Genomic DNA, 26,897 nt, shown 5'->3' with positions numbered 1-26,897 from the left:
TACAAGGCAGAGACGAGACACTCCAAGTCAGGTGAAATCCCCCCGCACCTGACCGTCATGGCCCACGCTCCACGCAAGCCCCCCAACTCAGCCCGGAGCGTGGGCCATGAGCTTTTCAGCCGCCGCACGGGCTTCATCGGTGATGACGCTGCCAGCCAGCATCCGGGCGATTTCCTCACGCCGGTGCGCATCATCAATCGGGGTGATACGGGTCGCCACCCGGTCCTCGGCGACCGCTTCCTTCGAAATCAGGAAATGACCATTGGCGCGGGCCGCCACTTGCGGCGCATGCGTCACCGTCAGCACCTGCACGGAGCGGGCAAGCCGCGCCAGACGCAGGCCAATCGCCTCGGCAACGGCACCGCCCACGCCCGTATCAATCTCGTCGAACACCAGCGCCGGAACGGAACCGCTGTCCGCCAGGGACACCTTGAGCGCCAGCAGAAAGCGGGACAGTTCGCCGCCTGAGGCAACCTTCATCATCGGGCCGGGGCGCGTGCCGGGGTTGGTCTGCACCCAGAATTCCACCGTATCGACACCGCTTGCCGACCGGTTCTCCGGGTCACTGGTCATCTCGACGATAAACCGCGCCCGCTCCAGCTTCAGGGCCGGAAGCTCGGCAGCAACAGCTGCCTCCAGCGCACGGGCCGCCGTGGCACGGCGGGCGGAAAGATTTGCCGCAAGGCCATCAAAGGCCTTGCGCGCCGTTTCAGCGGCCGCCGCCAGCGCGTCCAGCTTTTCCTCGCCTGCATCCAGATCATTGAGGTCTGCCGCCATTTTCTGGCGCAGGGCCGGCAGCTCATCCACCTGAACGGAGAACTTGCGGGCCGCAGCGCGCAACGCAAACAGCCGCTCCTCGGCAGATTCCAGTTCACGCGGATCAAAATCCGTCTCGCGGATGGCAGCTTCGAGACCGGAACGCGCTTCCTCGAGGTTGTCGAGAGCCGTTGCCAGAGCCGCCACCGGGCTTGAGAGCAGCTTCGGTGCCTGATCGGCCTTGCGCTCCAGACGGCGCAGCAGGCTGGATAATTCCGGGATTGGCGACGCACCGCCGTTCAGCGTTTCATAGGCCTCGTTGAGGTCGGTGGCGATCTTCTCCACCTGCATCATCTCGGCCCGGCGAAGCGCCAGCGCCTCTTCCTCACCCTGCTTCGGATCGAGGGTCTTCAACTCATCCACGGCCGAGCGCAGAAAATCGGCTTCGCGGCGGGCAGCCTCAATGCGGGCCTTGTGGTCGCGCAGCGCCTTCTCCGCCTTGCGATAAGCGGAATAGGCAGCTTCAACCGCCGTCAGTTCGCCCTGCAGCACGCCAAAGGCGTCCAGCAACAGGCGGTGGCTTTCAGGATCTACGAGCGCCCGCTCGTCGTGCTGGCCATGCACCTCGACCAGCATCTGCCCCGCCTGCCGGAGAAGGCCGACGCTGACGGGCTGGTCGTTGATGAAGGCCCGGCTGCGGCCATCGGCCGTCTGGATGCGGCGCAGGATGACATCGCCATCGTCGGGCACGTCGTTTTCGCGCAGCAAAGCACGAACGGGATGGGCGCCCGCGACATCGAAGACGGCGACCACCTGCCCCTGCGCCTCACCGTGGCGCACAAGGCCGGCATCACCCCGCCCGCCAAGGGCAAGGGTCAGCGCGTCGAGAAGGATGGACTTGCCCGCACCGGTTTCACCGGTCAGCACAGTCATGCCGCCGGAAAACTCGATGTCGAGCCGGTCGATGAGGACGATATCGCGAATGGACAGCGTCGCCAGCATGTGAAATTGCCCCGCCCTGATGACCCGGAATCCGGATCAGAACACACTCACCCCCTGGAAGGCGCGGCTAATCCAGCTCGACTTGTTCTCGGAGGGCTCATATCCGCCCTTCTGCAACAGCGAGAAAGCGTCCTTGTACCACTGGCTGTCAGGATAATTGTGACCGAGGATGGCCGCAGCGGTCTGCGCCTCGTTCACCACACCCAGCGCATAATAGCCTTCGGTCAGACGGAAGAGGGCTTCCTCGACGTGGCGGGTGGTCTGATAATTGATCACAACCGTCTTAAAGCGGTTGATCGCCGCGATGTAGTTGCGCCGCTCCAGATAGTAGCGGCCAACCTGCATTTCCTTGCCCGCCAGCTGATCTTCCGCCATCAGCAGCTTGGCCTTGGCGTCCGGCGTGTACTCGCTGTTGGGATAGCGCTGGATCAGTTCGCTGAAGGTCTGAGCGGCCTGCTCGGTGATCTTCTGGTCGCGGGTGATGTCCGGGATCTGGCGCTGATAGGACTGGCCCTTCAGATACAGCGCATAGGCCGCATCTTCACTGCCCGGATAGAGCGTGATGAAGCGGTCGGCTGCATTGATCGTCTCGGCGTAGCGGCCCAGCGAGAAATTGATGTAGGCAAGGTTGATCAGCGACTTCCGGGCGTACTCGGAATAGGGGTAGGTCTTGTCGACCTCGGAGAACTTCTTGCCGGCATCGCTCAGGCGGCCTGCATTGCGCAGCGCCAGGCCCTCGTTGAACAGCACTTCGGCCGGGGTATCGTCCAGCGCCAGGTCGTCATCGTCCTTGGATGCGCAAGCCGACAGGGTCAGTGCACATACCAGCATGATCGAGCCAAGAAGGGCAGTCTTTCTGCCGGAACGCTTGCCAGCCTCTGTTGCCATGTTTCGCAGCACGCCTCACCACTCCTTGCCCGAGTTATGCATGAGCCCCCTGCCCAGGGGCCACAGTCCGGTTACCAAACACGTTCCACGCTAAGGCTTTTAGCGGAACCGGACGGCATTCGTCACGCCGTGTGTCGTCTTTTTTGAGCTTTTTTGTGACCGTAGACAAAGAGCGGGCGCCTCTCGGGCGCCCTCACTCGAATGACTTGTGCAAAAAACTCAGGAAACCTCAGGGCCGAAGGCCGCAGCCGCCAGGCCGGAACGCTCGACATTGCCATGTTCGCGCCAAGCCGGAGCCTCGACAATTTCGAACACATCCTGCCCGGTCTTGCTGAACAGTTCAGCCAGAATGGCCACATTCATGCGGTGACCCGCCTTGTAGGAGCGGTAGAGGCCGAGAATCGGCAGCCCGGCCAGTGCCAGATCACCAACCGCATCCAGCGTCTTGTGACGAACGAATTCGTCAGCCCAGCGGGTGCCTTCCGGGTTCAGCACCCGGTCGTCGGCAACGGCGACGGAATTCTCCAGCGACGAGCCACGGGCAAAGCCCATCGCCCACAGCTTCTCGACTTCCTTGACCTGCCCGAAGGTGCGGGCGCGCGACACTTCCTTGCGGAACACATCCGGGGTCATGTCGCTGGCAAAGGTCTGACGGCCGATCAGCGGCGTCTCGAATTCGATGGTCACCTCGAAACGGGTGCCGGAATAGGGCAGAAGCTCGCACCAGGCGCCATTCTGCTCAAAGCGGACCGGCTTCTTGATTCGCAGATAGCGGCGGCCGCGGTCGAGGCGCTTCAGGCCCACCTGGTCGATGGCTCCCACGAAGGCGGCCGCGCTGCCGTCCATGATCGGCATTTCCGGGCCGTCCATTTCGACGATGACATTGTCAACGCCGAGGCCGCGCAGGGCTGCCATCAGATGCTCGACCGTGGACACGCCGTTGCGGGCAGGATCGGCCATCACGGTGCAGAGCGCCGTCGCCGTCACATGATCCCAGCGGCCCGGAATGTCCGTCTGCAGATCGTCGCTCACGTCCGTGCGGTGGAAGACGATGCCCGTTCCAGCATCTGCGGGCAGAAGGGTCACCGAGGCCGGCGTGCCCGAATGGACGCCAATGCCTGTCAGTGTCACCTGATCCGCCACAGTGGTCTGGAAATCAAGACGGTTGGTCATTCGGGTCTGCCTATGCCGGTGCCACGGTCGGAGTGTCATTCCGAAAACTGAAATGACTTTAGCTACCGTGCGTTAACGCTTCTGGAACTGGCAGCACAATAGCCCCGGAGAGGCCAAGTCCGAAATAAAGCTTTATTACGGTTTGTAACGCGAATTACGGCATCAACATATTGAATTCGCTACGGAACCCTCCAGACACAAGGAAACGGCCTGACACATTCCGTGTCAGGCCGTCCAAGGGAAGAAGGGTCAGGGGAGACTCAGTTCGACTGACGGCGCAGGAACGCCGGAATCTCGAGCTGGTCTTCCTCGCTGTGCACCTGCGGACGCGCCGGAGCGCGGCCCTGCATGTCGAGCTGACCGGCAGCACCGGCCGGGCGGCCCTGCTGGGCGGGAGCCATCTGCGGCATGCGCGGAGCCGGACGCATCTGCGGCTGGGGAGCGGCAGCCGGAGCACGCGGGGTCATGACGGGAGCAGCCTCATGCGCGGCATGCTCTTCATGATCTTCGCGGCGGGACAGACCGCTGGCCAGACGGCGCAGCAGACCCATCGGGCGGCGGTCATCGCCATGCTCTTCCATGTCGAGCGCGGGCGCTGCCATCGGCTGCGGCGCGGGAGCATGAGCCGCCGGGGCAACAGCCTCGGGGCGCTGCGGCTGACGGGCCATCAGCTCACGCTGGGCGATCGGCGGGAAGTCTTCCACGCGCGGCATGCGCGGTGCAGCCATCGGCTGGTCGGCAGCCGGGGTCTCGAACGGAACGGCGGCCTGGACCGGCTGCTGAACCATCGGCTGCAGCGGAGCTGCCGGCATTTCGGCCTGGACCGGAGCGGGGATTACGGCTTCGGCTGCGGGACGAAAGGATTTGGCTTCCACAGCCTCGCTCACCTGAGCGGCCGGAGCCGGCTCGTTGATCGCCAGTTCACGCTCAAGGCTGGCCAGAGCGCGGGAAGCTGCATCCTGCTGGAAGCTGGTCACGGCCGGACGCTCAACGGGACGCTCGGGCTGACGCGGAGCGGTGTTGATGACCGGACGGGCGACGGGCTCGGTCTTCGGTGCCGGAATGGCATCGAATTCACCGTTTCCCATCAGCAGTTCCTTGTCGATGCCGGTGGCGACGACGGAAACGCGGATGATGCCGTCCATGCTTTCATCGAAGGTTGCGCCCAGGATGATGTTGGCGTCGGCGTCCACTTCCTCGCGGATGCGGGTGGCCGCTTCATCGACTTCGAACAGGGTCAGATCGTTACCGCCCGTGATCGAGATGAGCAGGCCCTTTGCGCCCTTCATCGAGGTCTCGTCGAGCAGCGGGTTGGCAATGGCAGCTTCGGCTGCCTGCTGGGCGCGGTTCTCGCCCGATGCCTCGCCGGTGCCCATCATCGCCTTGCCCATGCCGCGCATGATCGAGCGCACGTCGGCAAAGTCGAGGTTGATGAGACCTTCCTTGACCATCAGGTCGGTGATGCAGGCCACGCCCGAATAGAGCACCTGGTCAGCCATCGCGAAAGCGTCGGCGAAGGTGGTCTGGGCATTGGCGATGCGGAACAGGTTCTGGTTCGGAATGACGATCAGAGTATCGACATTGCGCTGCAGTTCCTGGATGCCGGCTTCGGCGATGCGCATGCGGCGCGCACCTTCGAACTGGAACGGTTTGGTCACCACACCTACCGTCAGTATACCCTGGGCGCGAGCCGCCCGGGCAATGACGGGGGCAGCGCCCGTACCGGTGCCACCGCCCATGCCGGCGGTGATGAACACCATGTGCGAGCCGGACAGGTGGTCATTGATTTCGTCGATGACCTCTTCAGCAGCAGCGCTGCCGACTTCCGGCTGGGAGCCGGCGCCGAGGCCTTCGGTCACAGCCACGCCCATCTGGATCAGGCGTTCTGCGTGGTTCATGGCAAGGGCCTGCGCATCCGTGTTGGCTACGACAAAGTCGCAGCCCTGCAGGCCGGCCGTGATCATGTTATTGACGGCGTTTCCGCCCGCGCCGCCGACGCCGAAAACCGTGATCCGCGGCTTCAGCTCCTGAATGTCGGGCATCTTCAGGTTGATGGTCATTCTATCCTCGCGACCCTAAAGGAGCACCCGGTTCTCGGGGGCTCCGCATTCTTCCCTTTGAAGTTCGCCGTTTCCGGCAGTTTCCCCTGACGCGGATGCCGCGTCAGAAGCTGTCCCTGATCCACTGGCCGACACGGGCCAGGTAACCCGTGCTGCCGCCCCATCCAGACCGCCTGTGTTTCGGTTGAAACTGTTCGATCTGGGAGACCTGCGGATAAATCAGCAACCCGACCGAGGCGGCGAATGCCGGCCCCTTGGCTGCATCCGGCAGTCCGGCCACCCCGAGTGGCCGTCCGAGCCGGACATTGCGGCCGATCACCCGGCGCGCAACTTCACTCAATCCCGTCAACTGGCTCGCCCCGCCCGTGAGGACGATCTGCTTGCCGACGCGCCCGGCAAAGCCGGAAGCGGTCAACCGGTCACGGACCAGCTCCAGGATTTCCTCTACCCGCGGACGCACGACCCGGATAAGGGCCGAGCGCGGGATCTGGTTCGGAAGGTCACCTTCCACCGGCGGGATCGTGAGCATCTCACGGTCATCCACGCTGGTCGGCAGGGCCGAACCATGAAGGGTCTTCAGACGCTCGGCGTCCGAAAGGCGCATGGCAAAGGCCCGCGCAATGTCAGTCGTCACATGCTGGCCGCCAACGGCAATGGCATCCAGATGCACCATCTGCCCCTCGACGAAGACGGACAGTGTCGTGGTGCCGCCGCCCATGTCGACGCAGGCAACGCCCAGTTCGGCTTCGTCATCCACGATGGTGGACAGGCCGCTGGCGTAAGGCGTCGCCACCAGCGTCTCCACATGCAGGTGGCCGCGGTTGATGCAAAGCTCGAGATTGCGGACCGGCGGCACTTCGGTGGTGACGACCTGCATGTCGACGCCCAGCTTCATGCCCAGCATGCCGCGCGGATCACGGATGCCGCGGTTGCCGTCCAGCGAATAGGAGATCGGCAGCGCGTGATTGACCGCCCGGCCTTCCATCACCGTATGCGAGGAACCGGCAACCAGCACACGCTGGATATCGGCTTCGCTCACCGCATCACCGGCCAGCGGCACGGTGGCGCTAAAGATCTCGCTCTGCAGACGGCCGCAGCTGACGTTGGCAATGACCGATTCCACCGTCACGCCGGCCATGCGCTCGGCTGCATCCACGGCCAGACGGATTGCCTGCTCGGCGGCATCCATGTCCACCACCACGCCAGACTTGATCCCGCGCGAGCGCTGGTAGCCGTAGCCCAGAACCTCGATGGCATGGGACCGGCCGGCCAGAACGGAACCTTCGGCACGCGGGGTCAGCTTGGCGATGAGGCAGCAGATCTTGGTGGAGCCGACGTCCAGCACGGACATGACAACGGCGCGGCGCCCCGGAAGGGGGCGCATGCGCGGCAGGTAGAGGGTGGAACCGGTGCGGCTCATGTGTTGGCACCCCCTCTTGCAACTTTCTTGTTTCCATCCAGCGCGTCGCGGCGGCGCTGCGCAGCCTCATCCGTCAGCCGCACCACCACACGGTCGGGCAGGCGCAGATCGATGGCGGCAATGTCGCGGGCCAGAATGGCGCTTTCCTTGTCCATCTTCACAAGGGCAGCCAGCGCCGTGGCCGGATCTTCTTCCGGCAGGCGGATGGTGATGCCGTTCTCAAGCATGAGATCCCAGCGGCGCTGGCCGATGAGATAAGCGGCGCGCACACGCGGGCGCAGTTCCGGCTCGCTCTCAAGGGCCTTGAGGATCTCACCTGCGCGGGTCTGAGCCCCGTAGTTCACCACGAGCAGCAGATTGGCATAGCGCCCATCCACATCGTCGGTGATCACTTCGCCCTGCTCGGTCACGATGGACACGGTATTGCCCCGCTGCCAGAGCGCGTAAGGCACCCACTCGTCGATCGTGACCTTCACCGTGTTCGGGTAAAGCTTCATGACCGAGGCGGACTTGACCCAGGGGTTCTGCTTCAGGCGCTCGCGCGCAGCATCCGCATCGAAGAGCACCAGCGAATCACCCTCTTCCAGCGCAAGAGCATCGAGGATCTGATATTCGGCCACTTCACGCTGCCCGGACAGCTTCACCGCCTCGACACCCAGACCGGCCGCGCTGATGAGAGACTGCGCCACCATGCGCCCATGACCGCCCAGAATGACACCATACGTGATGGTGGCAGCCAGGAAGGCCACGGCAGATACGGTGCCGGTCCAGCGGGGAAGATCGGCAAGCCAGCCCGCCTGCCGCCAGATGGGACGGCGCCGCAGCCGCGGGACACCACGCCCGCGCGGCGCCAGCTCCGCTTCCAGCGGATAAGCACTGACCATCCCGGCTTTGCGCCTCAGCGAGAGCAACTTGCGTCCTCCACCATCCAGGTGACGAGATCCCCGAAATCACGGCCAGCGTAGGCGGCAAGTTCCGGAACCAGCGAGGTTGGGGTCATTCCAGGTTGAGTGTTAACTTCCAGGCAGATCAGGGTACCCGACCCATCCGGACGCTCATCGAAGCGGAAATCCGCCCGCGAAACACCCCGGCAGCCGAGCGCACGATGCGCTGTTAAGGTAAGTTTCTGTACTTCTTGGTAAATAAAGGGTGAAATTTTCGCAGGAAGGATGTGAACAGAGCCACCTTCCGCATATTTCGCTTCAAAATCGTAGAAACCGTGCCCTTTTGGCACAATGTCGATAACTCCAAGCGCCTCATCTCCCATCACCGCGCAGGTCAGCTCGCGGCCAGGAATGTAGGTCTCGCACATCATTGTGTCCGGATATGGCCAGTCATCGCGCGTCAGCTCCTGCGGCGGATGCAACTGATCTTCCTTAACGATCAGCACGCCGAAGCTGGAGCCTTCGTTAATCGGCTTGATCACATAGGGCGGGCGCATCGGGTGCTCATGGCCCACATCCCGCCGGTTGATGATCAGATGTTCCGTGACAGGCACCCCATGCGCCGCCATCACGGCCTTGGCCTTCACCTTGTTCATGGCAAGGGCAGAGGCCATCACGCCGGAATGCGTGTAGGGAATGTTCAGGATTTCGAGCAGCCCCTGGATGCAGCCATCCTCGCCGAAGGGGCCATGCAGGGCATTGAAGGCCACATCCGGCTTCAGTTCGGCCAGACGGGCTGCGATGGAACGGTCAACATCGACGCGCGACACCCTGAAGCCGCGCGCTTCCAGCGCATCGGCGCAGGCATTGCCGGACGAAAGGCTCACCGGCCTCTCGTGCGCCCACCCGCCCATCAGTACCGCGACATGCTTACCCGTCATTTCCACCGACTCACTCAAACAAATGTGAGCCCCTAAGATGCTGCCCAAATTGGTAAGGAAACGTTAACCAAGCCGTTAAGGAATGCATTAACGTCTTGTGGCCTGCACAGTGTGATTCAAAAGCAACAGCGGCGGGGTCCGAGGCTGTGGAAATCCTGTCCGGAGCATGAACTGCGTGCGGATGGCCATGCGGGAGCGAGATTCTGCGCAAGCCTTTGCATTGCGTCTCACCCTCGCCGCTCTGCAAGCGAGTGGTTCCCGGATCTCAGCTTCGCTTCAGCCGGGACGACACCGAGTATGCGTTGGGCTTCGCCTCTATCCGCCCAACCTCAATCCAGGAACGGACTGATTTCTTCGCCGGGGAGGAACTGCCCGAGGCGTTTGATCTCCCATTCGAGTTCAACACCCGAATGCTCGCGCACGCGGCGGCGGACGGTTTCGCCCAGAAGCTCCAGATCGTGGCCGGTCGCCGTGCCGGTGTTGATCATGAAATTGCAGTGCATTTCCGACATCTGCGCCCCGCCCACGGTCAGCCCGCGGCATCCGGCAGCGTCGATCACCTTCCAGGCGGAATTGGCCGGAGGGTTCTTGAAGGTGGAGCCGCCGGTCTTCTCGCGGATCGGCTGGGCGCGTTCGCGGTGGGCCACGACCTCGGCCATCTCGGTACGGATCTTCGTTTCGTCCTCCAGCGGGCCTTCAAAGACCGCGCTGGTGAAGATCAAGCCGGGAGCAGCTGAACTGTGGCGGTAGCTGTAGCCCATGTCCGCATTGGTCAGCACATGGCGCGCGCCCTTGCGGTCAATCGCGGTCACTTCCACCAGACGGTTGCAGGTCTCGGTGCCATGGGCGCCAGCATTCATGCGCAGCGCGCCGCCGATGCCACCCGGAATACCGGTGTAGAAGGCAAAGCCGCCGATACCGGCTTCTGCTGCCGCTTCCGCCAACCGCTTGTCCGGCACCGCTGCGCCCGCACGGATGCGGCCACCGTCCAGCACTTCGACAGCTCCGAAGCCGCGCGCGCCAAGACGGATCACCACGCCTTCAATGCCCCCGTCCCGCACCAGCAGGTTGGAGCCGAGGCCGATGGTCAGAACCGGGATTTCTTCCGGCAGCACGGACAGGAACTGCGCCAGATCCTCTTCGTCCGCAGGCTGGAACAGAAGCTGCGCCGGTCCGCCTGCCCGCAGCCATGTGACGGCGGACAGCGGCTGATTGGCCGTCAGCTTGCCGCGCAGCCCCTCGAACCGGGAGCCGAGGCTTGCCAGAAGATCGGGGAAGCTCACGCCCCCTCTCCCTTGCCAAGGGCTTCCAGCTGGCCCGGCAGCGCATGCGCCCACTGGGTGATGTTGCCAGCACCGAGGCAGACAACGTAGTCACCCGGCTTGGCAAGACCCGCAATGACGCCCGCGAGCGCCTCCGGCCCCTCCAGCGCGATGGCCGAGCGGTGGCCATGGGTCTTGAGGTTGGAGACGAGACTGTCACGGTCGATGCCTGCGATGGGCTGTTCACCGGCCGCATAGACCGGAGCCACGATCACCGTGTCCGCGTCGTTGAAGCAGGTGGAGAAGTCCTCGAACAGGCTGGCGAGGCGGGAGTAGCGGTGCGGCTGCACCACGGCGATCACCCTGCCCTTCGCCGATTCACGCGCAGCCTTCAGTACGGCACGGATTTCCACCGGGTGGTGGCCATAGTCATCGAAGAACTCGGCGCCGTTCCAGGTTCCCGTGTGGGTGAAGCGGCGCTTGACGCCGCCGAACCCGGCCAGCCCCTTGCGGATGGCATCGGCGGAAATGCCCAGACGGTTCGCCACCGCAATGGCGGCCGTTGCGTTGGAGACATTGTGCAGCCCCGGCATGGGCAGCACCAGATTGTCCATGACCTCGCTCGTGCCGGATCTCCGGTTCTGCAGGATCACGCGGAAGCTCGACTTTCCGCCGGCCATCGACACATCGGCAAAGCGCACATCCGCCTGAGGATTGGCACCATAGGTGACGATGCGCTTGTCCTCGATCTGGCCGACGAGCGTCTGCACTTCCGGGTGGTCGAGGCACATCACGGCAAAGCCGTAGAAGGGCACGTTCTCGACGAAGTGGCGGAAGGCCGCGCGCACTCCGGCAAAGTCGCCATAGTGATCCAGATGCTCCGGATCGATGTTGGTGACGATGGCGATATCGGCAGGCAGCTTGACGAAGGTACCGTCGCTTTCGTCCGCTTCCACCACCATCCACTCACCGTCACCCATGCGGGCGTTGGTGCCATAGGCGTTGATGATGCCGCCGTTGATCACGGTCGGGTCCATGCCGCCCGCTTCCAGCAGCGCTGCCACCAGCGAGGTGGTCGTCGTCTTGCCGTGGGTGCCGCCGATGGCAATGGCCTGCTTGAAGCGCATCAGCTCAGCCAGCATTTCGGCACGGCGGACCACCGGGATCAGCTTCTCGCGGGCGGCAATCAGCTCCGGATTGTCGCGCTTGATGGCGGAGGAGACGACCAGAACTTCAGCACCGCCAAGGTTTTCCGCCTTGTGGCCGATGAAGACCGGAATGCCCTTCTCGCGCAGGCGCAGCACATTGGCGCTCTCGGACATGTCCGAGCCCTGAACAGTGTAGCCGAGCGTGTGCAGCACTTCGGCAATGCCGCTCATCCCGATGCCCCCGATGCCGACGAAATGCACCGGCCCCAATTCACGCGGCATCTTCATGCGCGGTCTCCTTTGTCTGTTGTGTTTGCGCCAGCAGTCTCTTCCACCAGATCGGCAAGGCGGGCAACCGCATCGGGCTTGCCCTGCCCGCGCGCGGCGGCGGCGGCGGCTTGAAGGGTGGATGGCTCATCCATGAGCCGGGTGAGTTCTGCGGCAAGGCGCTGCGGCGTCAGGTCCTTCTGCGCCACCGGCCAGGCCCCGCCCACGGCTTCCAGCACGCGGGCATTGTTGCTCTGGTCCTGATCCAGCGCATTCGGCAGCGGCACCAGGATCGACGGGCGGCCGATGACGGACAACTCGCTGACGGAGGACGCGCCGGAACGGCAGATGACAAGGTGCGAAGCGGCAATCCTCGCCGGCATGTCGCGGAAGAAGGGTGCAAGCTCAGCAGACAGCCCAAGCGCTTCGAAGGCGCTCTTCACCCGCTCCATGTCTTCCGGGCGGCACTGCTGCACCAGCTTCAACCGGGCGCGGTGTTCCGGGGAAAGAAGCTTCACCGCTTCCGGCATCACGTCCGAGAAGAACCGTGCGCCTTGCGAGCCGCCGAACACCAGCAGATGAAACGCGCCGCCTGCCTGTGGCACCGCATAGGGCACGCTGGCGGCGTCCACCACCTGCGGGCGCACCGGATTGCCGGTCTCGCGGATCTTCGGGGCGAGCGCTGCATCCGGATTGACCAGCGTCAGACTGGTGGCGACACGGGTGACGCCCTTGGCCAGCATCCGGTTGGCCCGGCCCATCACGGCATTGGCCTCGTGCAGGATCGACGGCACGCCCGTCAGCCGCGCTGCCATCATCGGCGGAAAGGTGGGATAGCCGCCGAAGCCGACTACAACGGCAGGCTTGATATTGCGAATGACGCGGCGGGCCTGCAGCGTGCCGCGCGCAAGGCTCAGAACCGTCTTGATCAGGGCAATGGGCAACTTCGAGCGCAGGGTTTCGGAGGCGATGATATGCACCTCCCGCGCCGGAAAGCTGGTGCCATAGCGGTCGGCCCGCTCGTCCGTCGCCAGATCCACGGTCCAGCCCCGCCGCACCAGCTCATGCGCCAGCGCTTCGGCAGGGAACAGGTGACCACCGGTGCCACCGGCCGTCAGGAGAATGGTCTTGCTCATTGAATACCCGGCTGAATGAGCTGTGACGGCGGCACACGGGCCACCGTCACGCTGTCACTGTGCAGCGGCCGCGGCTTGCGGCGCGACAGGGCCAGAATGAAGCCCGCCGTGAGCGCCGTCGAAAGCAGTGAGGAACCGCCGTAGGAAATGAAAGGCAGCGTCATGCCCTTGGCAGGCATGAGGTTGAGGTTCACCATCAGGTTGATGGTCGCCTGCAGGCCGAACATCAGCGTCAGCCCGGCCGTCGCCAGCCGCGAGAAGGCATCCTGGTCCCGGCCCGCATTGCGCAGGCCCCGCAGGATGATGAAGGCGAAAAGCGACACCAGCAGCATGCAGACGATGATGCCGAATTCCTCGGCCACCACAGCAAAGATGAAGTCCGTGTGGCTGTCCGGCAGCCCGCGCTTGACGATGCCCTCCCCCGGCCCCTTGCCGAACCAGCCGCCCGAGAGGAAGGCCTCGCGGGCGCGGTCGATCTGGTAGGTGTCACCGGAATCGGGATCAAGGAATCTGTTCACACGCGTGGTCACGTGCGGCAGCAGGAAGTAGGCCGAGGCAAGACCGGCAACGCCCACCCCGCCCAATCCGATGATGGCGACCCACGGCAGGCCGTTCATGAAGAACAAACCGCCCCAGACGAGGCCGATCAGCATGGTCTGGCCGAAGTCGGGCTGTGCTACCAGCAGCGCCGCGCACATGGCGAAAAGCAGGGCGGACAGAACCATGCCCGGCACTTCGCGGCGGCGTCCGCTTTCTGACAGCAGGAAGGCGACCAGCACGACGAAGGCAGGCTTCAGGAATTCGGAAGGCTGCACCGAGAAACCGGCAATGTTGATCCAGCGGCGGGCGCCCTTCACTTCGGCGCCAACGAAAAGCGTCGCAACCAGCAGCGCCAGCGACACGCAAAAGAGCAGCAAGGCCCCCCGGCGCACCATCCGCGGTGACATCAGCGAGACGCCGAACAGCACGACGACCGCCAGCGGCAGGAACATGGCCTGCCGCTTGACGAAGTAATAGCTTTCCACTCCGATGCGCTCGGCCACCGGGGGACTGGCCGCAAAGGACAGCACCACGCCGCCGATCATGAGCAGGACGAACAGCGCGAGAAGGATGTGGTCAACCGTCCACAGCCACTCAGCCAGCACACCACGATCAGCGCGAGAAACCATCAGGCATCCTCCGTCTTTTCCGGCACCGCCAGCAGGGCCCGGACGCTTTCGGCAAACGCATCACCACGCACTTCAAAATTCGGATACTGGTCGAACGAGGCACAGGCCGGGGACAGCATGATCACCTTCTCGGCCTGCGGATCGAGCGCCGCATCCGCCGCCGCCCGCTGCACCGCCACGTCCAGCGTGCCGCTGATCTCGTAGGGCACCTTGCCGTCCAGCGTACGGGCAAACTCCTCGGCCGCCTCGCCGATCAGATAGGCCCGGACAATGCGCGGGAAGAACTCGCCCAGCGGCTCGATGCCGCCCGACTTCGGCTTGCCGCCCGCGATCCAGTAAAGCCGGGGATAGCTCGCCAGCGCCCAGGCCGTGGCATCCGCGTTGGTCGCCTTGCTGTCATTGATGAACAGCGTGCCCTCATGGCGGGCGATGATCTGCATCCGGTGCTTGAGGCCGGGGAAGCTCTCGAGCCCTGCGGCGAGCTCCTGCGGCAAAACGCCAAGCGCCAGCAGTGCAGCACAGGCCGCCGCCGCGTTCTGGGCATTGTGCTGGCCGCGAAGCGACGGCGCGCGCGACAGATCGGCAATGACGGTTTCCGCGCCCTTGTCCGCGCAGATCAGCAGGCCATCACGGGCAAAGACGCCGTGGGTCTGCGTCTGATGGCCGGAGATGCGGCGCACATCGTGCCCGGCCGCTTCCAGCCGGTCTGCAATGGCAGCACTCATTTCGTCATCCACGCCGACGATGGCGGTACGGGCCGCAGCAACGAGCCGCTCCTTGATGCCGGCATAGTTCTCCATGGTCCCGTGCCGGTCGAGATGATCCGGCGACAGGTTCATGTGAATGCCGGCCGTGGGGGCGAGACCGGGGGCAAGGTCGATCTGATAGGACGAGCACTCGATGACATAATGCCGGTGCGGCGCCAGAGGGGCGAGGTCGAACACCGGCGTGCCGATGTTGCCGCCCATCTGCACATCCCGCCCCAGCGACTTCAGCAGATGCGTGGTCAGCGCCGTTGTGGTGGACTTGCCATTGGTGCCGGTGATGCAGATGACAGGGGCGTCCGGGCACACGAGCGCCCGTTCGCGCGAAAACAGCTCGATGTCGCCAATGACTTCGACGCCCGCCTCACGTGCGAGCTCCACCGTCCAGTGCGGCTCGGGATGGGTCAGCGGCACACCGGGTGACAGCACCAGCGCCGACAGGCCCTTCCAGTCGAGCTCGGCCAGATCGCGGGCCTCAAGACCTTTGGAGCGGGCAAGATCGTTGCGCGCAGGTGCATCGTCCCAGACGATGACATGCGCCCCGCCTTCCTTCAGCGCCAGCGCACTGGAAAGGCCCGAGCCGCCAAGCCCGAAGAGCGCTACCTTTTTTCCCTTGAAGCAGGTGACCGGGATCATGACCGCCTCACCTCAGCTTCAGGGTGGCAAGGCCGACAAGGGCGAGAACCACGGCGATGATCCAGAAGCGGATCACCACCTGGGACTCGGTCCAGCCCAGCTGCTCGAAATGATGATGGATCGGCGCCATGCGGAACACACGCTTGCCGGTCAGCTTGAAGGAGGCCACCTGCACGATGACGGACACCGCCTCCAGCACGAACAGCCCGCCAACGATGGCCAGCACGATCTCATGCTTGGTGACGACCGCAATCGCACCGATCATCCCGCCAAGGGAGAGCGAACCGGTGTCGCCCATGAAGATGGCGGCCGGAGGCGCGTTGAACCAGAGGAAGCCAAGCCCGGCGCCGATCACGGCGCCGCAGATGACGGCAAGTTCGCCCGTGCCGGGCACGTGGTGGATCTGCAGATACTCGGCAAAGACCGCGTTGCCCGACAGATAGGCGATGAGGGCGAAAGTGGCCGAAGCGATCATCACCGGCACGATGGCCAGCCCATCGAGCCCGTCCGTCAGGTTCACCGCATTGCCTGCGCCGACGATGACGAAGGCGGCGAAGGGAATGAAGAAGATGCCCAGATTAAGCAGCAGATCCTTCACGAAGGGGAAGGAGATGGAGGTGGCGAAGGTGCCCTTGTCCAGCATGGTCACCGCCAGCGCCGCCAGACCGGCAATCAGGAACTCGATGCCGAGGCGCGCCTTGCCGCTGAAGCCCTTGTGGGTGGCCTTCGTCACCTTCAGATAGTCATCATAAAAGCCGATGGCGCCGAAGCCGACGGTGACCCACAGCACGATCCAGACATAGGGATTGCGCAGATCCGCCCACAGCAGGGTGGAGACGATGAGGCCGGACAGGATCATCAGCCCGCCCATGGTCGGCGTGCCCTTCTTGGTCAGAAGGTGGCTCTGCGGCCCGTCTTCACGGATCGGCTGGCCCTTGCCCTGACGCAGGCGCAGGCCGGCAATGATGCGCGGCCCGAACAGGAACACGAAGAACAGCGCCGTCATGATGGCACCGCCCGTGCGGAACGTGATGTACTTGAAGACGTTCAGCGCAGAAACCTGGCCGGACAGTTCACCGAGAAGATAGAACATTTGGATTCCTCAGGCCGAAGCCATTTCATCCGCTGCGGGATATTCCTGCTTGAGCGCGTCCACAAGGGGGCCCATACGGCTCCCGAGAGACCCCTTGATCATGATGATGTCGCCAGGGCGCAGCTCATCCTTGAGGCGCTCGGTCAGCGCTTCGGAATGCTCGGCATAGACAGCGCGTTTCTCGCGCGGCAGCCGCTCCCACAAAGCGCGCATCAGCAGGCCGGAGCAATAGACCAGATCTGCGCCGCTGTCTTCGACGGGCCCAATCAGATCCGCATGCAACTGCCCGGCTGCATCGCCCAGTTCCAGCATGTCGCCAAGGACTGCAATCTTGCGGCCCGGCGCTGCGGCCTGCATGCCGCCAAGCACGCTGAGAGCCGCGCGCATGGAGGCCGGATTGGCGTTGTAGCTTTCATCGACCAGCACGGCCTCGCCGCCCGGAAGCTTCAGCCGCGTCTGGGCGCCGCGCCCCTTGGGTGCCGAAAGCCCGGCCAGAGCCAGACCGGCCAGCGCCAGATCCCCGCCCAGCTCGCAGACGGCCAGCAGCACGGCGAGGCTGTTGCGGACAAGGTGCTTGCCCGGCGCGCCGATCTTGTAGGTGATCTCCTGCCCCAGCACCCGCGCCTGAATGGAGGAGGACCCGGTCTGCACCGCATAGTTCTCAAGCAGCGCGTCGCTGCCTTCAGCTTCGCCGAAGGTCTGGATACGCTCGACACCAGCCGTCTTGGCAAGGAAAGTCAGCAGGTCGAACTGGTCATTGTCCTGATTGAGAATGGCAAGGCCGCCCGGCTCCAGCCCGAGGAAGATCTCGGCCTTGGCCTGCGCGATTTTCTCGACCGAGCCGAAAAACTCCAGATGCACCGCCTGCACGGTGGTGATGATCGCCGCATGTGGACGCACCATCTGCACCAGCGGCGTGATCTCGCCGGCATGGTTCATACCGATTTCGAAGACACCGAATTCGGTATCCTCCGGCATGCGCGCCAGCGTCAGCGGCACACCCCAGTGATTGTTGAAGGACGCAGCAGAGGCATGGACCTTGCCTGAGCGGCCAAGCGCGAGGCGCAGCGCCTCCTTGGTGCCGGTCTTGCCGACCGAGCCGGTGACCGCCACGATCCGGGCGCTGGTGCGCGCGCGGGCGGCACGTCCAAGATTGCGCAGGGCCTCAAGCGGATCATCCACCACCACGTAGCGGCCGTCCCTGGGCAGATCGACCAGCTTGTGCCGGGCAACCAGCGCCAGCGAAGCGCCAGCTTCGAGGGCCTTGGCCACATAATCATGCCCGTCCAGCCGGTCACCGACGATGGCGACGAAAGCCTCGCCCGGCAAGATGGTGCGGGTGTCGATGGAAATGCCGGTGATTTCAGCCTGCGGCTCTCCGCGGGCCTCGCCGCGCGTTGCGGCCAGAAAGGCATCGAGGGTCCAGAGCGGTGCGCTCATGACCGGGCTCCTTGTGCAAGCGCGGTGCGAACCGCATCATGATCCGAGAACGGGAGCACCGTCTTCCCGACGATTTGGCCCGTTTCGTGACCCTTTCCCGCAACACACAGCACATCCCCGCTTTCCAGCATGGAAACAGCCGTTGCGATGGCCTCCGCCCGGTCGCCGATCTCCAGCGCGCCCGGAGCGCCCGCCATGACGGCCTTGCGGATGAGTGCAGGATCTTCCGTCCGCGGGTTGTCGTCTGTGACGATGACCACATCGGCGCGGCGGCTGGCAGCTTCCCCCATCAGCGGGCGCTTGCCTGCATCCCGGTCGCCACCGGCCCCGACGACCACGATGAGGCGGCCGGTGGTGAAGGGACGCAGCGCAGCCAGCGCATTGTCCACGGCGTCGGGCTTGTGGGCATAGTCAACGAAGCACAGGGCGCCATTGTCCTTGCGGCCCACCAGTTCCAGACGCCCCGGCGCGCCTTCCAGCGCTTCCAGCGCCCGCATGACGGCCCCCGGCGCCTCGCCTGCGGCAATCGCAAGACCGGCGGCAACGAGCGCATTGGACACCTGAAAATGCCCGGCGAGCGGCAGGGAGACCTTGTATTCCCCGCGCGGTGTATCGATCGTCAGAACCTGGCTGAAACCGCTGAACTGGACATTGCGCAGGTGCAGATCCCTGCCCCGCTCGCCCACGGTCAGCACCTGCTGGCCGCGTTCTCCGGCAACGGCCAGCACACGGTCTGCCTTGTTCTGCGCCGGGTCCACGACCACCGTGCCACCGCTGGGCAGAAGCTCGCGGAACAGGCGCAGCTTGGCCTGCAGGTATTCCTCTTCGGTGGCGTGATAGTCCATGTGATCACGGCCAAGGTTGGTGAAACCGGCGGCCACCAGTTCCACCCCGTCCAGCCGATACTGATCGAGCCCATGGCTGGACGCTTCCATTGCGGCATGAGTGACACCGGCATCGGCCAGCTTTGCGAGTTCCGCATGCAGCGAAACCGGGTCCGGCGTCGTCAGCCCGCCATAGCTGGTGCCGGAGGCTGTTACGGTGCCAAGCGTGCCGAGGCTTGCCGCATTGTGACCGCAGCGCTGGAAGATCTGGCGGACGAAATAGGCAACGGAGGTCTTGCCGCTGGTGCCGGTGACGGCCACCATCGTTTCCGGCTGGCGCCCATGGAAGCGGGCTGCCATCTTCGCAAGGGCCAGACGCGGGTTCGCGGCAACGATGACCGGCACCGGCACGCCGCCCTCGGCCTCGATCAGCGCCGCGCCTTCCACATCCGTCAGAACAGCGGCCGCGCCCTGCTCCACCGCCTTTGCGGCAAAGCGTGCGCCATGGGCCTGTACGCCGCCAAGGGCAAAAAACAAAAAGCCCGGCCCAGCCGCCCGGCTGTCCGAGGTCAATCCCCCGATCACGAGGGTATCATCAGGAACGGCGATGCCTGTGCCCGCCGCAAGTGTTCCTAGCTGCATTGTCTGCCAAATCCGGTAGTGCGCCGTCACAAGCCGGTGCGGAACCCTTTTTCAGCTGCGACCCTGATGTCCCGCTCCGGCGCTTCGATCACGTCTCAATAAGATACTTCGATTGCCTTTGTCCCATCAGTCTGTTTCGGCATGACGCCCAGCATGGGGGCCGCGCGGCGGATGATGTTGCTCACCATCGGCGCCGTGTTGAGACCTGCCGTCGCAGCCATGCCCGGCTTTTCCGGCTTCGGCTCATCGAGCACGACCAGCACCACATACTGGGGATCATCCATCGGGAAGGCCGACAGGAACGAGTTGCGCCGCTTGTTGGGCGTATAGCGGCCGTTCTCGACTTTTTCAGCCGTGCCCGTCTTGCCGCCGACAATATATCCCGGCACTTCCGCCCGGCGGCCCGAGCCGCCCTGCTGCACCACGTTGAGGCGGAAGAGATAGCGCATCTTGCGGCTGGTCTCTTCGGAAATCACCTGCTTGCCCAGAGACTTGGCCGTTATTTCATCCCGCGGCAGGAAGGTCGGCGGGATGAGATAACCACCATTCACAAGAGCAGCTGCAGCCGTTGCCGTCTGCATCGGCGTCACCGAAATACCGTGACCGAACGACGCAGTGATGGCCGCCAGTTCACCCCAGCGGCGCGGCAGCAGCGGGGCCGCATTTTCGGGCAGCTCGTTGGACTGGCGCTCGGTCAGGCCGAGGCGTGCATAGAACTCGCGCTGATAGTCGACGCCGGTCGTCAGCATCATCTTGGCCGTGCCGATGTTGGACGAATAGATGAAGACTTCCGGCACCGAGAGGATGCGTCTTTTTCCGTGGAAATCGTTGATGGTGCGCCCACCGGCGCGGATCGGGCGGCTCGCATCGAAGCTGTCGTTCATGCCGACCCGGCCCGAATCGAAGGCGCTGGCGAAGGTGAAGGTCTTGAAGACGGAGCCCATCTCGAACACGCCGCCCGTGGCACGGTTCAAGCGGTCCTTGTCGAGGGCTTGCGCACGGTCATTCGGATCGTAGTCCGGATAGGACGACATGGCGACGACTTCGCCCGTGTGCACATCCAGAATGATGCCGACGCCGGCAATGGCGTGATAGCGCTCGACACCCTTGAGCAGCTCATCACGCACGACGAACTGCACACGGGAATCAAGCGCCAGCTTGACCGGCTCCAGCGACCGGTCCGTGGCAAAGCCAAGCTTCTGCAGTTCGGACAGCCATGAATCATCGAGATGCTTCTCAAGGCCGCCAATGCCCTGATTGTCGATATTGACCGATCCGATGATATGCGAGGCCAGCGGCCCGCCCGGATAAAAGCGCTGCTTCTCCCAGAGGAAGCCGATGCCCGGAATGCCGAGACGGTGAATGGCCTGGTGCTGGGCCGGCGTAACCTCACGCTTCAGCCAGATAAACCCGGCGCGGCTGCTCAGCCGCTTGCGCATGTTCTCGTTGTTCAGCTCCGGGAACACGCTGCCGATGCCCTCCAGCGCCTCATCCACGTCGATGATCTTGCGCGGCTCGGCATAGATGGAGGCTGTCTTGATGTCGGTCGCAAGAATTTCGCCGTTCCGGTCGATCAGATCCGGCCGGGAGGCCGCGATGGAATCCTGCGCCGAAATGAAGGCCGCATTCGGCGCCTCTTCCATCTGGGCGAGATGCACGAGCCGGGCGCCGATCACGGCATAGAGCATGGCGAAGGCAGCCATTGCAAAATAGATGCGGGTTCTGACGGTGCTGGTGGACACCGAGCCATAGGCCGGGCGCGCTGCCGCGCGGGGCTGGCTGCGCTGGAACTGCAGGAAGGAGGCGGGCTCGCTTGCCATTGTCATTGCAGCGCTCCTATCGGATCGAGGAGGTGGAGGCAGGTTCCCGCAGGGCCGCAAAGCCATCAAGCGGGGCCTCACCACCAACAGGGGGCAGCATGACGGGCCGCATCGGCAGATCCTGCAGCTGCACGATCTGCTTGCCCGGATCCATCTCCTGGAGCTTCAGAAATTCATCATAGCGCTCGGTCAGCCCCTGCAGGCGGGCAGGCTGATTGAGAACGCTCCATTCGGCACGCAACACCCGGATGGCTTCATGCTCTTCGTCGATCTTGACCTTGAGCGACGCGACATATTCGGACGTGTGCTCGGCCTCCATCTTCATGTCGTACACGACACCTGCGCCCGTCAGCACAGCAAGGACACAGACGATATTGAGATAACGGCTCACCATCGCTCAGCCTCCAAGTCCCTTGAATTCCGCCAGATGCGGAACGCCAATGGCGTGAATATCCAGATCGCGCGCCGGAGCATCTGTCCGCCGCCCTGCCCTGAGGCGGGCCGAGCGGGCACGCGGGTTGGCCTGCGTCTCGCTCTCGTCCGGCTCCTGACCGCCCTTGACCACCAGCTCGAAGGTCGCCGGCGGCACATCCTCTTCCGGCATATGCCGGGAACCGCCACCGCGCGTGCGCGTGCGGTCGGCAAAGAACTTCTTCACGATCCGGTCTTCGAGGCTGTGGAAGCTGACGACCACCAGCCGCCCGCCGGGACGCAGAACCTTTTCTGCCGCCCCCAGCACGGACGCCGCCTGATGCAGCTCGCCGTTCACATAGATGCGCAGCGCCTGAAACGTGCGCGTCGCCGGATGGATGTGCATCTTCTTCGGCGAGCGCCCCACGACCTTCTCGATCAGCGCGGCAAGATCACCGGTGCGGGTGAAGGGCTGTTCCTTGCTCCGCTGCTCGATGGCGCGTGCCACCTGCCCTGCCCGCTTTTCTTCACCCAGAAGACCGATGATCCGGGTCAGATCCCTGGCAGGAAGCGTATTCACCACATCGGCAGCCGACGGCCCGGCCTGCTCCATGCGCATGTCGAGCGGCCCGTCGCGCATGAAGGAGAAGCCGCGATCGGCTTCATCCAGCTGCATCGAGGAAACGCCCAGGTCCAGCACGACGCCGTCCACGGCCTCGACGCCGAGCGACGCCAGATGCGTCTCGATATCGGCAAAGCGCCCCGGCACCAGCGTCAGCGCGCCATTCGAGGCTTCCACCAGCGGCTGACCGCCCGCGATGGCATCCGGATCCCGGTCAACGCCGATGACCTTCGCACCCGCAGCCAGAAACGCGCGGGAATAGCCGCCAGCCCCGAAGGTGCCGTCCACGACAACTTCACCCGGCTTCACGGACAGCGCCGAAAGAACCCCGTCAAGGAGGACGGGCACGTGGCGGACCAGTCCGCCAGCGCCTTCAGTCTCGTGACCTTCTGCGCGACCCGCCGTCATGCCGGTCCTCCTGACGCAGCAGCCGGGCTCATGCCCGACAGCATCGCAAGCGCGCGCTTCTGGGCCTCTGCGCGATGCTCACGAAAACGCTCCGGCTCCCAGAGCTGAAACTTGTAGCCCAGCCCCGCGAAGGTGATCTGATCCGTCACGCCGGTCTGCTCGCGGATCATGTCGCTCAGGACAATGCGGCCATCGGAGTCGATCTTCGGCGTTTCACTGGCACCAAAGAGCGCAATGGCCAGCGCATCATGATCCGGCGACAGCTTGGCAAAGGCGGCAAGGCGCCCCTCGATCTCATTCACCAGCTCATTGCCGCCCGCATCAACCGCGGGCGCATGGGGAGAGGCAATGCAGTAAAGACCCTCAAATCCGTCGCGTGCCAGCACGGCCCGGAACGGCGCAGGGATCGAAACACGCCCCTTCGCGTCCAGCCGGTTGGTAAAATGCGACACAAAGCCGGCCATGATCCCCTTTCAACGCGCCATCCTGGCGCCTGCTGCACTGGCAAAGTCTGAAACTTGCAAAACGAAACCGAGCGTCCCGGCACTCACGGGACAGCCCCTGAAAACAGCCGCCTCGAACGGAACCGGAGGCAGCTTCATGGGTTGATATGGGATAGCATGGGAGAGCATGGGCGTCAATGGAATCAGGCGGATTCCACGGCTTGATGCCCTGTGCAATTGTCCCTTCCTCCACAAACATCAACATGGTTAATAAAATGCTGCCGGTGGCAGAAATGCCCCGGTTTCCGCGCAAGGCGGTGAACTTGATCCAAGGAGAGGAAAAGGTGTCAGCCGGCCTGTAAGCCGGGTTCTGTAAGGCACGGAAGCAAGCTTCCATACGCGACGGTCATTCATCTGGGACGCCTGTTGCCAGACGCCTCACGCAACCTACCCGGATGGCTGGCCAGGAAACCAACCCGGACCCGAAGGCCCTGTGCCATCCCTATTCGGTTTTGCTCCCGGTGGGGTTTACCGTGCCGCGTCCGTTACCGTCCGCGCGGTGGGCTCTTACCCCACCCTTTCACCCTTACCCCTTGCCCGAAGGCCGGGGCGGTTTGCTTTCTGTGGCACTTTCCCTGAGGTCGCCCTCGCCGGGCGTTACCCGGCACCGTGTTTCCATGGAGCCCGGACTTTCCTCCCCCGCGGCCTTTCGGCACTTGCGGCAGCGACCGTCCGGCCAGCTGACCGGCTCCCCTTACGGAGGAAACGGCAGCCGGTCAAGGACGCTTCTTGCAGGTCCTCTTCATGCAGAAGGCGGCTTGCGGGCAATCATGCGCTGGTAGAGGTAGCCGATGGCGATCAGAACCGCGCCCAGCCCCAGGAAGGACAAGGCCCTCAGCACGCCCTGCAGCGAGGACATGTCGAACAGGAAGACCTTGACCACCACCAGCGCAACAATGGCGCCCGCCACCTGCCGCAGGCGCAGGCTGTCGCGCCAGAGCCCCGCCACCACGCCCGCCACGCCCAGCACCAGCCAGACGATGGAATAGACGTAGTTTTCCAGTTCGCTCACGGGTTCCGTGGTGAGGATCAGCGGGCTGAAGGCATGGCGGATGGTCAGGTTGACGAAGAAGACGCCCATGAGGCCTGCAAAGACCGTCACCAGCCAGACATATCCGGCCGGACGCACCGGGCGCGCCGCATAGGCCAAGAGGGCATAGATCACGAAGGGAACGCCGTAACCGAGCGTGACCCAGTTCAGCACCGGCGTGTAACCGACAGGGGCGCCAGTCCAGAGCGGGTTTTCGCCCACGAGCGCCAGCCCGCCCGTCAGCATGCCGAGCACGCTGACCGTCATGGCTCCGCCGGAGAATACCAGGTTGCCCCTTGCCCCATCCGTGCCCGGCAGGATGCGGGTGAGGCCCAGAGACACCGAGCCGCCGGTGATCACCATCATGGCCGCCGCCTTGAACCGGCTGGCATCGGAATAGAACATGAAGGTGGGATCGATCGCATGCAGCGACAGCATGGCCAGCGTGATGCTGACACCCGCGATGGCCATCGCCTGCAGGATGCGGGCCCACAGGTCATCACGGGTGCGGGTCAGCGCCCATGCGGCCAGAACCAGACCCAGCGCCGGGATGCCGTAGCCGTAGAGCAACTGGTTGAACACCGGCGTGATGCTGAGCTGACCGCCCGCGATGAAGGGGTCCCACAGCAGACGGCAGACATACGGCAGGATGGCGACGGGTGCCAGAACACGCAAGCCATACACCGGATAGCGCAGATAGACGAACACGAAGGCAGGCACCAGAAGGCCCAGCGCCGTGGTCAGGAAGCTTCCCTCCAGAACGATGGCGATGGACAGGGCAAGGCCGCAGAGTGTTCCGGTGAACCAGGCCGCCACCGCTCCGGCACTGCCCGGATGCGTGTCCGCAACATCATCCCCGGCCTTCGGCCCGCGCACGGCAAAGAGCACGGCCAGCCGGTCGCCGAAGAGCAGGAAGGCCGCGGACAGGGCAAGTCCGGTCACGGCAAACAGCGGCGATGCGGCAAGGCCTTCCACCCGCCACCAGGCAGCGGCGAGCAGGGCAAGGCTGCCGGACGCCGCCAGCGAGGCGAGGACGGCACGGGAGGCGGATTTCAGGCTGCCTGCAATGCCAGAAGCCAGCAGAATGGCCCCGCTCACAAGCCCCAGCATGCCGAAGCGGGACAGCATGACCTGCGTCTCGGACGGTACCGGCGAAATCACCGGGCCGTAAGGGCCATCCACGCCCGCATAGGCGCCAAGGTCCCTGAGCGGCAGATCAAGGCTGGCATAGGCAATCACCTGCACCAGCAGCGGCACCACGGCGGCATAGCGCAGGGCGCTGCAGCCATAGGCGAGCGCCAGCGGCACGGCGGCAAGGAGCAGCGTCTCCAGAACGAAGAGCGAAGCACTGTCCGACAGGCTGACATGGGCGAGGAAGGGCAGCGCCAGCGCGCTGAGCGCGGCCGTGGCGTACCAGTCCGGTTTTTCGGCTCTGTTCGGTGCAAAGTCATGGAAGCGCCAGACAAAACCAGCCGCCGTGATGACATAGGCGCCTGCCAGATAAAGATCGAGCAGCAGCCGGTCTCCGGCATCGGCCGCCATTTCGAAAAGCAGCGCCCAGCCGAAGAGACCCGCCGCCGCAAGGCCCGCGAGCCACAGCCACAGCCGGATGCGCCCGACTGCCACCGCGGCAGCCGAAACGGCCAGCACATAGAGGACCGCCGGAAGGATCTGCGCACTGCCGGAAGACACAAGCATGGGCACCGCATAGCTGCCCGCAAGCCCGAGCGCGGCGAGCGCGGGCCCGTGCAGCAGGGCGGCAAACATGGTGAGGAGCGAGACGGCTCCCAGCAGCACGAAGGCGCCAGCCGGGCCGATCAGATCGTAGAGCGCATAGGCAGCGTAAACATCCGCAAACAGCGCCAGCGTGCCTGATGCGGTCAGAACTGCAGGAATATTGGCCGTGGCAAAGCCCGGCAGGGAGAAGGTGCCAGGCCGGCGGCGGGTCCACTCGCCAAGCCCCAGCAGGATCAGGCCCAGCGCCGCACCGGCCAGAATGCGGGCAAGCGGACCGAGGAGATCGTTCTCGACCGCAAACCGCACGAGGAACACGGCACCGGCGGCCAGGGCAATGCCACCGGTCCAGATGGTCCACTTGCCGCCGATCTGCTGTTCGCGGGCGGCGGCTGCGTCTCTGGCGTCCTGCGCCTCCTTTGCGTCATCCGGAGCCGCAGCCGCGCTGCGGCGGGCGGACGATGTGCGCGCGGCAGCCGCAAACGGGCCTGCGGGGCGTGCAGCTTCCCCGCTTTCGGGCTCTTCTGCGGGTCCGCTTTCCTCTGCCGGACCTGGGGTTTCCGGCTCATCCGCTTCTACAAAGAAATCATCAGCAGAAGGCTGTTGCGGGGCGGTTTCCGGCTGTTCGGGCACTGCCGATCCGGCATCCGTCTCCGGTGCGGCCCTTGCGGCAGCCTCATTCAGCTCCAGCCGCCGCTGCAGGCCGGTGACGATCTGCTGCAGGGCTAAAATCTCGCGTTTCTGCAGATCAATCTGCCGCTGCAGGCCGCCCGTCGTGCCATAGAGGATGAGCGGCAGAATGAAGCTGACGAACAGGAAGACCAGCGCGAAGCCGATCAGGAGCGTGAATTCCATATCCAAGGT

The 26,897-nt window shown here is 64.4% G+C and carries 20 protein-coding genes and 1 other RNA gene; all 21 read right to left on the bottom strand.

Going from position 1 to position 26,897, the window contains the following annotated elements; all coding sequences use genetic code 11:
- Positions 1-87 precede the first annotated feature (87 nt).
- Complete coding sequence (recN, locus tag IF10I1_RS06640; protein WP_186415095.1) at positions 88-1,758, bottom strand: DNA repair protein RecN; 1,671 nt, start codon at positions 1,756-1,758, stop codon at positions 88-90.
- Between the two features lie 36 nt (positions 1,759-1,794).
- A complete protein-coding gene (locus tag IF10I1_RS06635; protein WP_094463249.1) occupies positions 1,795-2,646 on the bottom strand; it encodes an outer membrane protein assembly factor BamD in 852 nt (283 codons plus the stop codon).
- 219 nt (positions 2,647-2,865) lie between these two features.
- The gene (gene lpxC / locus IF10I1_RS06630; protein ID WP_186415096.1) at positions 2,866-3,819 is read right to left on the bottom strand and encodes a UDP-3-O-acyl-N-acetylglucosamine deacetylase; all 954 of its coding nucleotides are present in this window, start codon (positions 3,817-3,819) and stop codon (positions 2,866-2,868) included.
- A 260-nt stretch (positions 3,820-4,079) separates the two neighbouring features.
- Positions 4,080-5,879 carry a cell division protein FtsZ gene (gene ftsZ / locus IF10I1_RS06625; protein WP_186415097.1) on the bottom strand — a complete coding sequence of 600 codons (1,800 nt, stop codon included), beginning with the start codon at positions 5,877-5,879 and terminating at the stop codon, positions 4,080-4,082.
- Between the two features lie 103 nt (positions 5,880-5,982).
- Positions 5,983-7,299, bottom strand: coding sequence for a cell division protein FtsA (gene ftsA, locus IF10I1_RS06620; RefSeq protein ID WP_050474239.1), 1,317 nt, complete (start codon positions 7,297-7,299; stop codon positions 5,983-5,985).
- A complete protein-coding gene (locus tag IF10I1_RS06615; protein WP_174235472.1) occupies positions 7,296-8,183 on the bottom strand; it encodes a cell division protein FtsQ/DivIB in 888 nt (295 codons plus the stop codon). Before IF10I1_RS06615 ends, ftsA begins: the two co-directional genes overlap by 4 nt.
- Before the next feature lie 14 nt (positions 8,184-8,197).
- Positions 8,198-9,124: a D-alanine--D-alanine ligase gene (locus tag IF10I1_RS06610; RefSeq protein WP_186391084.1), complete on the bottom strand. Its 927-nt coding sequence runs from the start codon at positions 9,122-9,124 to the stop codon at positions 8,198-8,200.
- Positions 9,125-9,453: 329 nt separating this feature from the next.
- On the bottom strand, positions 9,454-10,407 hold the full coding sequence (murB, locus tag IF10I1_RS06605; RefSeq protein ID WP_186424408.1) for a UDP-N-acetylmuramate dehydrogenase: 954 nt from the start codon (positions 10,405-10,407) through the stop codon (positions 9,454-9,456).
- Positions 10,404-11,822: a UDP-N-acetylmuramate--L-alanine ligase gene (gene murC, locus IF10I1_RS06600; protein WP_122520478.1), complete on the bottom strand. Its 1,419-nt coding sequence runs from the start codon at positions 11,820-11,822 to the stop codon at positions 10,404-10,406. Before murC ends, murB begins: the two co-directional genes overlap by 4 nt.
- Positions 11,819-12,937, bottom strand: a complete 1,119-nt coding sequence (gene murG, locus IF10I1_RS06595) for an undecaprenyldiphospho-muramoylpentapeptide beta-N-acetylglucosaminyltransferase (protein WP_186424407.1) — start codon at positions 12,935-12,937, stop codon at positions 11,819-11,821. Before murG ends, murC begins: the two co-directional genes overlap by 4 nt.
- Positions 12,934-14,106 carry a putative lipid II flippase FtsW gene (gene ftsW / locus IF10I1_RS06590; RefSeq protein ID WP_186424406.1) on the bottom strand — a complete coding sequence of 391 codons (1,173 nt, stop codon included), beginning with the start codon at positions 14,104-14,106 and terminating at the stop codon, positions 12,934-12,936. Before ftsW ends, murG begins: the two co-directional genes overlap by 4 nt.
- Positions 14,106-15,506, bottom strand: a complete 1,401-nt coding sequence (murD, locus tag IF10I1_RS06585; RefSeq protein ID WP_186391088.1) for a UDP-N-acetylmuramoyl-L-alanine--D-glutamate ligase — start codon at positions 15,504-15,506, stop codon at positions 14,106-14,108. Before murD ends, ftsW begins: the two co-directional genes overlap by 1 nt.
- 7 nt (positions 15,507-15,513) lie before the next feature.
- On the bottom strand, positions 15,514-16,599 hold the full coding sequence (gene mraY / locus IF10I1_RS06580; protein ID WP_094463243.1) for a phospho-N-acetylmuramoyl-pentapeptide-transferase: 1,086 nt from the start codon (positions 16,597-16,599) through the stop codon (positions 15,514-15,516).
- Positions 16,600-16,608: 9 nt separating this feature from the next.
- Positions 16,609-18,039, bottom strand: coding sequence for a UDP-N-acetylmuramoylalanyl-D-glutamyl-2,6-diaminopimelate--D-alanyl-D-alanine ligase (locus tag IF10I1_RS06575; RefSeq protein WP_186391089.1), 1,431 nt, complete (start codon positions 18,037-18,039; stop codon positions 16,609-16,611).
- Positions 18,036-19,505 (bottom strand): UDP-N-acetylmuramoyl-L-alanyl-D-glutamate--2,6-diaminopimelate ligase, encoded by a 1,470-nt coding sequence (locus IF10I1_RS06570; RefSeq protein WP_186391090.1) that lies wholly within the window; start codon positions 19,503-19,505, stop codon positions 18,036-18,038. Before IF10I1_RS06570 ends, IF10I1_RS06575 begins: the two co-directional genes overlap by 4 nt.
- A 95-nt stretch (positions 19,506-19,600) precedes the next feature.
- Positions 19,601-21,331: a penicillin-binding protein 2 gene (locus tag IF10I1_RS06565; RefSeq protein WP_094463241.1), complete on the bottom strand. Its 1,731-nt coding sequence runs from the start codon at positions 21,329-21,331 to the stop codon at positions 19,601-19,603.
- A gap of 10 nt (positions 21,332-21,341) precedes the next feature.
- On the bottom strand, positions 21,342-21,719 hold the full coding sequence (locus IF10I1_RS06560; RefSeq protein WP_019964115.1) for a hypothetical protein: 378 nt from the start codon (positions 21,717-21,719) through the stop codon (positions 21,342-21,344).
- 3 nt (positions 21,720-21,722) lie between these two features.
- Positions 21,723-22,766, bottom strand: a complete 1,044-nt coding sequence (gene rsmH / locus IF10I1_RS06555) for a 16S rRNA (cytosine(1402)-N(4))-methyltransferase RsmH (RefSeq protein WP_050474248.1) — start codon at positions 22,764-22,766, stop codon at positions 21,723-21,725.
- Complete coding sequence (locus IF10I1_RS06550) at positions 22,763-23,230, bottom strand: division/cell wall cluster transcriptional repressor MraZ (RefSeq protein ID WP_019964113.1); 468 nt, start codon at positions 23,228-23,230, stop codon at positions 22,763-22,765. Before IF10I1_RS06550 ends, rsmH begins: the two co-directional genes overlap by 4 nt.
- Before the next feature lie 322 nt (positions 23,231-23,552).
- An RNA gene (gene rnpB, locus IF10I1_RS06545) (RNase P RNA component class A) lies at positions 23,553-23,953 on the bottom strand.
- Positions 23,954-24,011: 58 nt separating this feature from the next.
- Entirely contained in the window at positions 24,012-26,888 is a 2,877-nt protein-coding gene (locus tag IF10I1_RS06540) for a DUF2339 domain-containing protein (protein WP_186391091.1), read from the bottom strand.
- Between the last annotated feature and the right edge of the window lie 9 nt (positions 26,889-26,897).

Origin of the sequence: Pannonibacter sp. I15F10I1, from assembly GCF_900185665.1 — a bacterium.
Lineage (GTDB): Bacteria > Pseudomonadota > Alphaproteobacteria > Rhizobiales > Stappiaceae > Pannonibacter > Pannonibacter indicus.
This window is presented reverse-complemented; position numbering and strand designations above follow the sequence as displayed.

Excerpts from the sequence above, each read along its gene's own strand:
- IF10I1_RS06610 (WP_186391084.1), bottom strand. The coding sequence starts at position 9,124 with ATGACGGGTAAGCATGTCGCGGTACTGATGGGCGGGTGGGCGCACGAG.
- murC (WP_122520478.1), bottom strand. The coding sequence starts at position 11,822 with ATGAAGATGCCGCGTGAATTGGGGCCGGTGCATTTCGTCGGCATCGGG.
- IF10I1_RS06570 (WP_186391090.1), bottom strand. The coding sequence starts at position 19,505 with ATGCAGCTAGGAACACTTGCGGCGGGCACAGGCATCGCCGTTCCTGAT.
- ftsZ (WP_186415097.1), bottom strand. The coding sequence starts at position 5,879 with ATGACCATCAACCTGAAGATGCCCGACATTCAGGAGCTGAAGCCGCGG.
- IF10I1_RS06575 (WP_186391089.1), bottom strand. The coding sequence starts at position 18,039 with ATGAGCGCACCGCTCTGGACCCTCGATGCCTTTCTGGCCGCAACGCGC.
- murD (WP_186391088.1), bottom strand. The coding sequence starts at position 15,506 with ATGATCCCGGTCACCTGCTTCAAGGGAAAAAAGGTAGCGCTCTTCGGG.
- mraY (WP_094463243.1), bottom strand. The coding sequence starts at position 16,599 with ATGTTCTATCTTCTCGGTGAACTGTCCGGCCAGGTTTCTGCGCTGAAC.
- IF10I1_RS06615 (WP_174235472.1), bottom strand. The coding sequence starts at position 8,183 with ATGGTCAGTGCTTATCCGCTGGAAGCGGAGCTGGCGCCGCGCGGGCGT.
- lpxC (WP_186415096.1), bottom strand. The coding sequence starts at position 3,819 with ATGACCAACCGTCTTGATTTCCAGACCACTGTGGCGGATCAGGTGACA.
- IF10I1_RS06565 (WP_094463241.1), bottom strand. The coding sequence starts at position 21,331 with ATGACAATGGCAAGCGAGCCCGCCTCCTTCCTGCAGTTCCAGCGCAGC.
- recN (WP_186415095.1), bottom strand. The coding sequence starts at position 1,758 with ATGCTGGCGACGCTGTCCATTCGCGATATCGTCCTCATCGACCGGCTC.
- ftsW (WP_186424406.1), bottom strand. The coding sequence starts at position 14,106 with ATGGTTTCTCGCGCTGATCGTGGTGTGCTGGCTGAGTGGCTGTGGACG.
- murG (WP_186424407.1), bottom strand. The coding sequence starts at position 12,937 with ATGAGCAAGACCATTCTCCTGACGGCCGGTGGCACCGGTGGTCACCTG.
- IF10I1_RS06635 (WP_094463249.1), bottom strand. The coding sequence starts at position 2,646 with ATGGCAACAGAGGCTGGCAAGCGTTCCGGCAGAAAGACTGCCCTTCTT.
- IF10I1_RS06550 (WP_019964113.1), bottom strand. The coding sequence starts at position 23,230 with ATGGCCGGCTTTGTGTCGCATTTTACCAACCGGCTGGACGCGAAGGGG.
- IF10I1_RS06560 (WP_019964115.1), bottom strand. The coding sequence starts at position 21,719 with ATGGTGAGCCGTTATCTCAATATCGTCTGTGTCCTTGCTGTGCTGACG.
- rsmH (WP_050474248.1), bottom strand. The coding sequence starts at position 22,766 with ATGACGGCGGGTCGCGCAGAAGGTCACGAGACTGAAGGCGCTGGCGGA.
- ftsA (WP_050474239.1), bottom strand. The coding sequence starts at position 7,299 with ATGAGCCGCACCGGTTCCACCCTCTACCTGCCGCGCATGCGCCCCCTT.
- IF10I1_RS06540 (WP_186391091.1), bottom strand. The coding sequence starts at position 26,888 with ATGGAATTCACGCTCCTGATCGGCTTCGCGCTGGTCTTCCTGTTCGTC.